Origin of the sequence: Serinicoccus chungangensis, assembly GCF_001483745.1 — a bacterium.
GTDB lineage: Bacteria > Actinomycetota > Actinomycetes > Actinomycetales > Dermatophilaceae > Ornithinicoccus > Ornithinicoccus chungangensis_A.
This window is the reverse complement of the sequence record NZ_LQBL01000007.1, coordinates 43,239-53,133: the sequence shown is the minus strand read 5'-3', so window position 1 is coordinate 53,133 and position 9,895 is coordinate 43,239. Positions and strand designations below refer to the sequence as shown.

Below are 9,895 nucleotides of genomic sequence, written 5' to 3'. Positions count from 1 at the left end.
TGAACCGCCCCGGGTTTGGTGGAGGGTCTTGATTTCTACGGGAGAGTGGAGTCATGCCTGCACCGAGGAAGTACAGCGACGAGCTGCGTGAGCGCGCGATACGCGCGGTGAACGAGACGATCCGGGAGAGTCCGGGGTTGCCGGTCAAGCGCGCCTGCAACCAGGTGGGTGAGCAGCTGGGCATCCCGGGTGCCACGCTGCGGAACTGGTTCCGTGGCCCAGCACCGGCAGCGGGGTCGTCGGCGACGGCGGCTGATCCGCACGAGCGGCTCGTGCAGCTGGAGAAGGAGAACCGGGAGCTACGCCGGGCCAACGCGATCCTGCGGTCGGCGTCGGCTTTTTTCGCGGCGGAGCTCGACCGCCCATCGAGTCGTTGATCTCCTACATCGACGAGCACAAGGACCAGTTCGGGGTCGAGCCGATCTGCACCGTCCTCACCGAGGCCGGCGCGAAGATCGCCCCGAGTACGTACTACGCGGCCAAGACACGTCCCCCGTCGAGCCGGGCGCTGGCCGACGCGGCCCTGGATGAGCGGATCAGGGCGACCGACGAGGCCAACTACGAGGTCTTCGGGGTGATGAAGATGTGGAAGGTGCTGAACCGGCAACACGTCCTGGACGAGCACGGCGAGCCGACCGGTGTGCGCTACCCACCGGTGGCGCGGTGCACGGTGGCCCGGCGGATGAAGGCGTTGGGCCTGGTCGGCGCGGTCGCCGGCGACCACAAGCAGCCCCGGACGACGGTATCGGCCAAGGACGGGCACCCGGCCGACCAGCTGAACCGGGACTTCACCGCTGCGGCCCCGGATGACCGGTGGGTCGCCGACATCACCTACGTGCCGACCTGGGCCGGGTTCGTCTACGTCGCGTTCGTGATGGACCTGTACTCCCGACGCATCGTCGGATGGAGGGTTACCGCCTCGCTGCACACCGACCTGGCCCTGGACGCCCTGGAGCAGGCGATCTGGCAGCGCCAGCGTCAGGGGCGCGACCTGACCGGCCTGGTCCACCACGCCGACCGCGGCGTGCAATACCGAGCCATCCGCTACACCGAGCGCCTCGAGGAGCTCGGCATCGTCGCCTCGGTCGGGTCCAAGGGCGACTCCTACGATAATGCGGCCGCGGAGGCGCTCAACCGCGTCTTCAAGACCGAGCTCATCCGCCGCCGCGGCCCGTGGAAGACCCTGGAACACGTCGAGCTCGAGACCCTGCGGTGGGTCGACTGGTACAACACGACCCGCCCGCACTCATGGTGCGACTACCTCGCACCCGCAGCGTACGAACACGACCACTACGCTGCCCACAACCCTTCGCCGGCAACCGCCGCCGAAGCACACACGACTCTCCACTGAACCCGGGGCGGTTCANNACAACCCGGTGTTGCAACGACCGGTTGAACCCAAGCAGTACACCAGCATCCGGCTGACCGAGCACCTCGCGCTGCAGGAGATCCGTCCCTCGATCGGGACCGTCGGCGATGCGTACGATAACGCGCTCATGGAGACGGTCAACGGCCTCTACAAGGCCGAGTGCATCCGCACCACCGTCTTCCACGACGGGCCCTACAAGACCATCGCCGACGTCGAGTACGCCACCGCCGGCTGGGTCGACTGGTACAACAACCGCCGGCTCCACTCGACCCTGGGCAACGTCCCACCGGTCGAGTTCGAGCAGGTCCACTACGCTGCCCTCAACCCCGAGCCGCAGCCCACATGAGGACGGCAGAGAACCTGGGGCGCTTCATAGTTGCTCAGAGTCATGGCGCTTTAGGCTGGGAGCGTGGGTGGCTTCACCTCAGCCAGAGGGAAACGGCCTCCGGGCCGGAACGTGACTTGCAGGTCTCGAATCTGACACCGGGCTGACACAGGGGGAGTGGAGCGAGCATTGATGCTGGTCAGAGCACTGGCGAGCAGTTTCCCCCACCTCTCGCCGCTGGCACCCACCAGCAGCGTCGACGCACCAGATCATCCTGGGTCGCCTTGTGCCATGGCGGAAAGGGCTGCAGCGATCTGAGCGTCGCGACCTTTCGCAGCATGTTGGTAGCGCATCGCTGCGGCTGGGGTGGAGTGCCCTAGCCTGCCCATGAGTTCGGCCAGCGTCGCGCCCGTTTGAGCAGCGAGCACTGCGCCGGTGTGGCGCAGGTCATGCCAGCGGAGATCAGGCCTTCCGGCGACGTCGCGAGCCCGGTAGAACACTGTGTAGAGCGAGGCGGGAGCCAGGTGTTTCAAAGGGTCGCCAGCAGCCGGAAACAGCAGGCCGTCCTGGCTTGTCACGTTCGCGGCAAGGTGCTCACGCACGGAGGGCAGCAGGTGAGGGGGGATCGCCACGTCCCGGATCCCGGCCTGGGACTTTGGGGTGCCAACGACGAACTTCCCACCAACGCGGGTGACGGCACGGCGCACCTTGACGACACCGCTCGTCAGGTCGACGTCCTTGCGGCGCAGTTCCGTCAGCTCCCCGAATCTCAGTCCGCACCACGCGGCGAGCAGTGTCATGACCTTGTAGCGCTCCGGCATAGCGCTCACCAGACTGGCGAGCTGTTCGAGGGTTGCAGGCTCGGTCTTGGTGGCGCGCTTGGCGTTCCCAGCACCCCGGATGTGCACGGGGTTTGCCGCGATCTTCTCGTCCAGCACCGCGGTGCCCATGATGGTGCGGAGCAGGCCGTAGGCGTGTGAACGGATCGTCGGTCTCTGGGGATCGAGATCGGCATACCAGTCCCTGACCACTTCGCGCGTGATCGCCGTGAGTGGAAGCGCGCCAAGGGCTGGGAGGATCTGCCGCTCCAAGAGCTGCGTATAGTGCTCGCGGGTGCGTGGCTTGAGCTCGCGATGCCTCAGCCATCTCTCGACGTAAGCTGCGAGGGTGGTGGCCTCGCGCTGATGTCGGATGCTCACGCGCTCCTTGGGCGATGACCACTCATTGCCCGTTGTCAGTCGACGCTCGGCGGCCAGCCATGCCTCGGCGTCTTCGGCGGTCTCGAAGGTGGTCGCGGCGTAGTGCAACCTAGCGTCTGGCCCCGTGTAGAACGCTTGCCATCGCTTACTGGGGAGGCGGCGCAACTGGCCGAAGCCACGCTTCTTGCGACCAGGCATGTGCTTCCTCTCGTGCAGGATACGTGCAGGATCAGAGTACATCGGTGTCGATTTAAGTCCTCCCATGTCATGCGATACTGTTGACCGTACATGCAGGTCAGAGTCCCTTTCCGCAGGTCAGTATCAGTATCGGGTTTTGGTGGTGGAACTGATTCGATCCCAGTATCGTCCACCAACAAGCCCCTGACCAGCAGGTATACCGGTCGGGGGCTTTGGTGTGTCCGCAGCACGAGACCAAGGAGATCCGTTGAGCCATCCGCACCCCGAGCTGGGCGCCCCGCCCTCCCTGCCCCGCAACGGCCTGAGGGTGGTGGCGCTCGGAGGCCTGGGCGAGGTCGGCCGCAACATGGCCGTGCTGGAGCACCGCGGCAAGCTGCTCATCATCGACTGCGGCGTGCTGTTCCCCGAGGAGCACCAGCCCGGTGTCGACGTGATCCTGCCCGACTTCACCTTCCTGCAGGGCCGGTGGCAGGACGTCGTCGGGGTCGTCCTCACCCACGGTCACGAGGATCACATCGGAGGGGTGCCGTACCTGCTCAAGGAGCGGGGGGACATCCCCCTCGTCGGCTCGCGCCTGACCCTGGCCTTCGTGAGCGCCAAGCTCAAGGAGCACCGGATCAAGCCCAGGACCACGCAGGTCGCCGAGGGTGACCGGCTGACCCTGGGCCCCTTCGACTGCGAGTTCGTCGCGGTCAACCACTCCATCCCGGACGGGCTGGCCGTCATGGTCCGCACCTCGGCCGGGTCGGTGCTGCACACGGGCGACTTCAAGATGGACCAGTTCCCCCTGGACGACCGGATCACCGACCTGCGCGCCTTCGCCCGGCTGGGGGAGGAGGGTGTGGACCTCTTCATGGTCGACTCCACCAACGCCGAGGTGCCCGGCTTCACCACCGCGGAGAAGGACCTGTCCCCGGCCATCGACACCGTGTTCCGCACCGCGCCCGGGCGGATCGTGGTCTCCAGCTTCGCCAGCCACGTCCACCGCATCCAGCAGGTCATCGACGCCGCCGCCGCGCACCGGCGCAAGGTCGCCTTCGTCGGCCGCTCGATGGTGCGCAACATGAAGATCGCCCAGGACCTGGGATATCTCGAGGTGCCCCGCGGGCTGGTCGTGGACGTCAAGGAGCTCGACAACCTGCCGCCCGAGAAGGTCACGCTCGTCTCCACCGGCTCCCAGGGCGAGCCGATGGCCGCGCTGTCGCGGATGGCCAACCGCGACCACCAGATCCGTATCGGGGAGGGCGATACCGTGCTGCTGGCCAGCTCGCTGATCCCCGGCAACGAGAACGCCGTCTCCCGCATCATCAACGGCCTGACCCGCTGGGGCGCCAAGGTCGTCCACCAGGGCAACGCCAAGGTGCACGTCTCCGGTCACGCCAGTGCCGGGGAGCTCGTCTACTGCTACAACATCATCCGACCCCGCAACGTCATGCCGGTCCACGGTGAGTGGCGGCACCTGCGTGCCAACGCCGACCTGGCCATCGCCACGGGGATGCACCCGGAGAACGTGGTCGTCGTCGACGACGGCATGGTCGTCGACCTGGTGCAGGGGAAGGCGAGGGTCAGCGGCAAGGTCCGCGCCGGCTACGTCTACGTCTCGGCGGGCAACGTGGGGGACGTCACCGAGGACGAGCTGCGCGACCGGCTGACCCTCAGCCAGCAGGGCACCGTGACCGTCGTCGCACTCGTCGACGCCGACACGGGCAGGCTCACCGAGGCACCGGACTTCGTGGCGCGCGGCCTGGGCACCGACGAGCGCATGTTCGAGGCCTCGGTCCCGGCGATCGAGAAGGCGCTGGCCGAGGCCGCCGCCCAGGGCATCGGGGACACCCACGAGCTCGAGCAGCGGATCGCGCGGGCCGTCTCCCGGTGGGCGTTCCGCACGCACCGTCGCAACCCGCTCGTGGTGCCGGTGGTCATCGACGCCTGAGGGCGTAGCGGCTCAGGAGCCCTGCGGGGCCGGTTGCTCCGGGAGCCGTCGGGTGGAGACGATGGACTGCGCGATGTCGAAGAGCTTGCTGTTGCTGTCGCGGGAGAGCCGGACCAGGACGTCGAAGGCCTGCTGGCTGTCCAGGTCGAAGCGTTCCATGAGCAGACCCTGCGCCTGTCCGATGGTCGTACGACGGTCCACGGCCAGCTGGAGGTTCTCGATCTTCTCGCTCGAGGACAACGCGAGCGCGGCCTGGCCGGCGAGGATGAGGCCCTCGGCGTGGTCGTCGGTGGTGAAGGCGTCCGGGGTCAACGAGTAGAGGTTGAGGGCGCCGACCAGGCTCGAGCTCGTGAACAGGCGGTAGGACAGCATGGAGCGGACCCCCAGCTCGTCCACCACCCGAGGCGTCCAGCGGGGCCAGCGGACCTCGGAGCGCAGGTCGGTGCTCTCGATGAGGAACTCGTGGGGTTGCATGGCCTCCAGGCAGGGGCCCTGTGCCTGCTCGTACTGCCACCGGTCGCCCGCGGCGCACCAGTCGTGGGACGAGGCGACGGTGCGGACCCTGCCCTTGCGGACCAGGGAGACACCCGCCGCGTCGCACCCCGAGACGAGGGACATCGCCAGCCCGACCACCACCTCGGCCGTCAACGCCACGGTCGGCTCGCCGTGCACGATCCGGGCCATCTCGGCGGTGCGGCGGGGCAGGTCGCTCTGGACGGCGCTCATGGGGGTGACAGTATGCCCGACGGGAGCCGCCCGGGCCACCCTCCCGGTGGACGGTGGCTGGCTGCCCGGCTGTTCACGCCGACACCGAGTCGGTGCCGTCGCTCTCGTCGATGAGCTGGTCGCCCCTCCCGTGCATGTAGCGCGCCGTGGCGGCAGCAGGGTGCTGCCGGTAGACGACGGCCCCGCGCAGCTGCCGGCTCGAGCCGGCGCCGGCCATCGCTGCGGCGGCAGGGGTGACGGCGGCCCTGCCGTCCTGTGCGAGCTCGCGCCAGGAGTCCCGCACCTGGTCCCAGTGCCTCGTGAGCAGGCCGAAGGACGCCGGGGTCGGGCCGGGCCGGCTGTCGGCTCCGCGGTCCTCGGTGGTGGCCCACGTCTCCAGCTCGCTCGAGACGGGGTACCCCAGCGGGCCGGGCGGTGCGAGGGCGACGACCTGCGCCTCCAGCACGGTGGGTGGGGTTCCCTGCACGTCCCCGGCCTGCTCCGCGTAGGCCTGGAGCAGCCCGGGAGCAGGGATGCTGTCGACCGCCATGAACACCAGCACCTCGGCGTCGCTGTCCGCGGCGGCGTCCATGGCACGCACGAGGGCCTCGTGCTCCCACGGGCGTGTGCCACCCGGCATCTGCAGCCGAGGCACCCGCGTCTCCCAGCGGTCGGACCGGATCGGCAGGCGGTTGCGGGTCAGCTCGCGGTCGCTGACCGAGAGCACGACATGCAGGTCGGGTGGCCAGGTGCTCATCGCGAGCCCGTCGACCTGGCCGAGCAGGGCCTCGTGCTCGTGGTGCACGATCGTGGCCACCGCGAGGCGGGGCCGGTCCTGACGGGGCGTCGTCATCATGCTGCTCCCACAACGGTACGTCGGACGCCCGCTGTGTTGGAGGCTCGAAACAGGGTACTACGCGCCGAGCCCCACCAGGGATGGGCGCGGCATCACCCGGCGCCGCGACGGGTGCGGGCCCGGCCCACCTCGCGGAGCCGTGGTGCGGTGCGCACGGCCAGGATCGCGGCACCGGGGAGCGTGGACAGCAGCGCCAGGATGCCGTAGCCGATCGAGACCGTGACCCCGGTGCCCATGTCGAGCCCGCGCACCATGAAGATCCATCCCGCGGCAGCCTCGCGCGTCCCCCATCCGCCGACGGTGAGCGGCACCGACATCGCGGCGACGGAGACGGTGGCCAGACCCGGGGCGAGGGACACCTCCACGTCGGGTGCGACGACGACGACGGCCAGGACGAACATCGCGACGAAGGCTGCCCACCCGGCGACCGACAGCAGCAGGACGAGGGCGAGGTCCCGCAGCGGCAGCACCCGCAGCCACCGCCAGGCCACGGCCGCGGTGACGACGGCGCCGGCCAGGCAGGCGACCCCCACCAGGGGGACCGGTCCCAGCAGCGCCACCGCCGCGGCGAGCAGCACGACCGTGGTCCCCACCAGACGCTCCGCGGCCACGGCGGCGAAGCCGCTGGCGAGCGCGCGCCGCCCGTCCGGCGCCTGGGCGTCGCTGCTGTCGTCCGCCGCGCGCAGCGCGTCGCCGGCGACGCCCCCGGGCAGCACGCTGTTGAGGAAGGCGGCCTGCCAGCAGCGGGCCACGGCGGGCCCCACGGGCAGGGAGATCCGGTGGTGCCGGGCCACGATGCGCCAGCGCAGCGCCTGGAGGACCACCCCGGCGGCACCCAGGCCGAGGCCGGTCAGGACCGCCCACCAGGGCAGTGCTCCCGCCGCGGTGGTGAACGGGCTGAGCCCCCACAACGCGACGACGGCACCCAGCAGGCCCAGGGTGAGGAGCACCTGCAGCGTCGCCCCGACCACGAGGCGCCCGCGGCGGGGCCGTGGTCGGGTCGCGACGAGGCTGTCGCTCACCGGCTCCGCGGTGCCGCGCCGGCACCCTCGTCGTCGGCCCCGCGGGGCAGGCTCAGCAGGTCGAGGTGACCGACGCGCGCCCGGAGCGAGCCGGTCTCGAGCTGGTGCGACCGCTCCTGCAGCCACTCCCGCACCACGGGAGCCAGCCCGGGGTCGTGCTCGACCGCCACCGCGGCGCGGTCCTCGAGGTAACGGCGCAGCAGCGGCTCGTCCGCGGCGTCCAGGACCCAGTCCGTCGCCCGGAGCTCCACGCGCGCCCCGCGCCGCCGCAGGGCGCGGGCCATGACCTCCGCGGCGTCCGGCCCGGGCCGACCCTCCCGCCGCTGGTGCGCGTCGAAGGCGGCCGTGACGGCCGCGTCGCCGGGGTGGCCGGGGGTGAGCGCGACCTCGCCCGTGACGCTGAGGCTCAGCAGGGCTGCCGCACCGGGCGCCGCCTCCGGTGCCACCACCTCGGCGAGCGTCTCGATCTCCGCCTCGGACAGCAGGTCGAGCAGCGCCGCGCACGTCAGCAGGACGGCACCGTCCTGCGGGACCAGGGAGGGCAGGTCCTCCACCGTCGCGACGGCCCGCTCGGTCGTGACACGGTCGCCCGCCTCGGCCGCCGTCTTGAGCTCGAGGAGGTCGGCGTCGTGGTCGACGAGGAGCCACCGTTGCCGTCCGGGCAGGCGCGGCGCGAGCCAGGCCTGGTTCGAGCCGGTGCCGGCCCCCACGTCGACCACCACGGTCTCGTCGACGCCGCGCGCCCGCAGGTGGTCGGTGAGCAGGGCCAGCAGGTCGCGAGCCTCCTCGCGGGCACGGTGGTCGGCGCGACGCCGCAGTGCCAACCAGTCGGCGGGCACCGGGCGGGCTACCACCCCAGCGCCTCGGTGACGTCCGTCGCGGTCGTGGCCCACCCGCGGAGTCTATCCCGGTGGGCCAGCGCGGCCTCCCGCCAGGCGCGCCGGACGTCGCCGTCGTCCAGCCACCGGGACAGGGCCCGGGACCAGGCCTCCGGGTCGGTGGCGTCGACGGCGGCGCCCGGCGACGGCAGACCGTCTCGTTCGCCGGACCCCAGCAGCGCCTCGACGGCCCCGGTCCCGGCCGGGACCAGGACCGGTATGCCGTGCGCGAGCGCCTCGGTCACCACCATCCCGTAGGTCTCGGCGCGGGAGGGCAGGACCAGGAGGTCGGTGGCCTCCCAGACCTGCTCGAGGTCCTCGCCGGCGCGGGGACCCAGCACCCGGACGCGCCCCTCGAGCTGCGCCGACCGCTCCCGCACCGCCGCGACGTAGGTCTCGTCCGGGCCGGCCGGCCCGACCAGGGAGGCGGTCCAGGGGCGGTCCGCCACCGTCCGGAGCGCGTCGAGCAGGGCGAGCGGGTTCTTGCGGGGGGTGACCGCGCCGAGGTGGAGCAGGTGCGGGGGAGTGCTCCCGCCCGCCGGTGTCGCCGCGTCCGCCCCGGGGGGCACGGAGTGCACGGCAGCCAGCCCGTAGCGGCGGCGCAGGTCCTCCCGGGCCCAGCCGCTGGTGGCCACCACCGTGTCCGCGACGTGCAGGGCGGCCCTCTCCAGGGCCGCGAGCCGACGCTGCTCCCGAGCGCTGGCACCGCCCTCGGCGGGCAGCGGCAGGTGAACCAGCACCGCGACCCGTACGCCGTGCACCCGGGCCCACGACAGCTCCTCGGGTGCGGCTGACCCGATGATCCCGTCGACGACGACGTCGGTATGCCGTCCCAGCGCCTCGCGCAGCACCGACCGGTCCACCTCGGTCGGTCGGGGCCACGTCCCGGGCACGTGCTCGACCGCCACCGCGAGCCCGCGGGCGAGGAGCTCCTGGACGACCCGGTCGTTGTAGTGGTTGCCCCCGCTGGGCCCGGCGAGGTCCCCGGGGACGATCAGCGCCCGCGAGGCAGCGTTCTCACGAGCGGAGGTCGAGGTCATACGTCACCCAGGCCTGCGGATGCTCGCGCACCACCACGCCGATGCCGTCGATGGCGGGCTCGGCGCGGGCGGCCAGCGCGTGCGCGACGTGGGCGGCGACGGCCTCGGTCGTGCTGAGTCGGCCCGCGAAGTCCGGGTGCTCGTCGAGGTTCTGGTAGCGCAGCGGGTCGAGCACCGCGGCCAGATGGCCCCCCGCCTCGCCGATGTCCACCACCACCCCGTGCTCGTCCAGCTCGCGGCGGCGCCAGGTGGCCTCGACGACCAGGGTGGCTCCGTGCAGACCCTGGGCCGGCCCGAAGAACGGGTCGGGCAGGCTGTGGGCGATCATGACGTGGTCGGTGACGGTGAGTCCGAACATCGTGCTCCTCGT

General features: G+C 71.3%; 8 protein-coding genes, 2 pseudogenes and 1 other annotated feature. Of the genes and pseudogenes, 3 read left to right on the top strand and 7 right to left on the bottom strand.

Annotated features, from left to right (window positions below; all coding sequences use genetic code 11):
- Window positions 1-53: 53 nt before the first annotated feature.
- Window positions 54-1,351 (top strand): annotated as a pseudogene (locus tag AVL62_RS03925) (IS3 family transposase).
- Window positions 335-463: a sequence feature (AL1L pseudoknot), on the top strand. Its footprint overlaps the pseudogene before it by 129 nt.
- Window positions 1,352-1,397: 46 nt before the next feature.
- A pseudogene (locus tag AVL62_RS16925) lies at window positions 1,398-1,715 on the top strand (transposase); the annotation flags it as partial.
- Between the two features lie 248 nt (window positions 1,716-1,963).
- Here the strand turns inward: AVL62_RS16925 and AVL62_RS03915 are convergent.
- Entirely contained in the window at window positions 1,964-3,091 is a 1,128-nt protein-coding gene (locus AVL62_RS03915; RefSeq protein ID WP_058890373.1) for a tyrosine-type recombinase/integrase, read from the bottom strand.
- Between the two features lie 247 nt (window positions 3,092-3,338).
- Here AVL62_RS03915 and AVL62_RS03910 point away from each other — a divergent pair, with 247 nt between their 5' ends.
- The gene (locus AVL62_RS03910) at window positions 3,339-5,024 is read left to right on the top strand and encodes a ribonuclease J (RefSeq protein WP_058890359.1); all 1,686 of its coding nucleotides are present in this window, start codon (window positions 3,339-3,341) and stop codon (window positions 5,022-5,024) included.
- Between the two features lie 12 nt (window positions 5,025-5,036).
- On the opposite strand, the gene AVL62_RS03905 is transcribed toward AVL62_RS03910, so the two are convergent.
- From AVL62_RS03905 to AVL62_RS03880, 6 genes are all read right to left on the bottom strand, one after another.
- Window positions 5,037-5,750 carry a GAF and ANTAR domain-containing protein gene (locus tag AVL62_RS03905; protein ID WP_058890358.1) on the bottom strand — a complete coding sequence of 238 codons (714 nt, stop codon included), beginning with the start codon at window positions 5,748-5,750 and terminating at the stop codon, window positions 5,037-5,039.
- A gap of 73 nt (window positions 5,751-5,823) precedes the next feature.
- On the bottom strand, window positions 5,824-6,585 hold the full coding sequence (locus AVL62_RS03900) for a hypothetical protein (protein ID WP_058890357.1): 762 nt from the start codon (window positions 6,583-6,585) through the stop codon (window positions 5,824-5,826).
- A 92-nt stretch (window positions 6,586-6,677) separates the two neighbouring features.
- On the bottom strand, window positions 6,678-7,607 hold the full coding sequence (locus AVL62_RS17220) for a lysylphosphatidylglycerol synthase domain-containing protein (RefSeq protein WP_058890356.1): 930 nt from the start codon (window positions 7,605-7,607) through the stop codon (window positions 6,678-6,680).
- Entirely contained in the window at window positions 7,604-8,461 is an 858-nt protein-coding gene (locus AVL62_RS17215; RefSeq protein WP_161937827.1) for a class I SAM-dependent methyltransferase, read from the bottom strand. The genes AVL62_RS17220 and AVL62_RS17215 overlap by 4 nt, the downstream gene beginning before the upstream one ends.
- Window positions 8,455-9,525, bottom strand: a complete 1,071-nt coding sequence (locus AVL62_RS03885; RefSeq protein WP_058890354.1) for a glycosyltransferase family 4 protein — start codon at window positions 9,523-9,525, stop codon at window positions 8,455-8,457. The genes AVL62_RS17215 and AVL62_RS03885 overlap by 7 nt, the downstream gene beginning before the upstream one ends.
- Window positions 9,503-9,883, bottom strand: a complete 381-nt coding sequence (locus AVL62_RS03880; protein ID WP_058890353.1) for a 6-pyruvoyl trahydropterin synthase family protein — start codon at window positions 9,881-9,883, stop codon at window positions 9,503-9,505. The genes AVL62_RS03885 and AVL62_RS03880 overlap by 23 nt, the downstream gene beginning before the upstream one ends.
- Window positions 9,884-9,895: the final 12 nt, after the last annotated feature.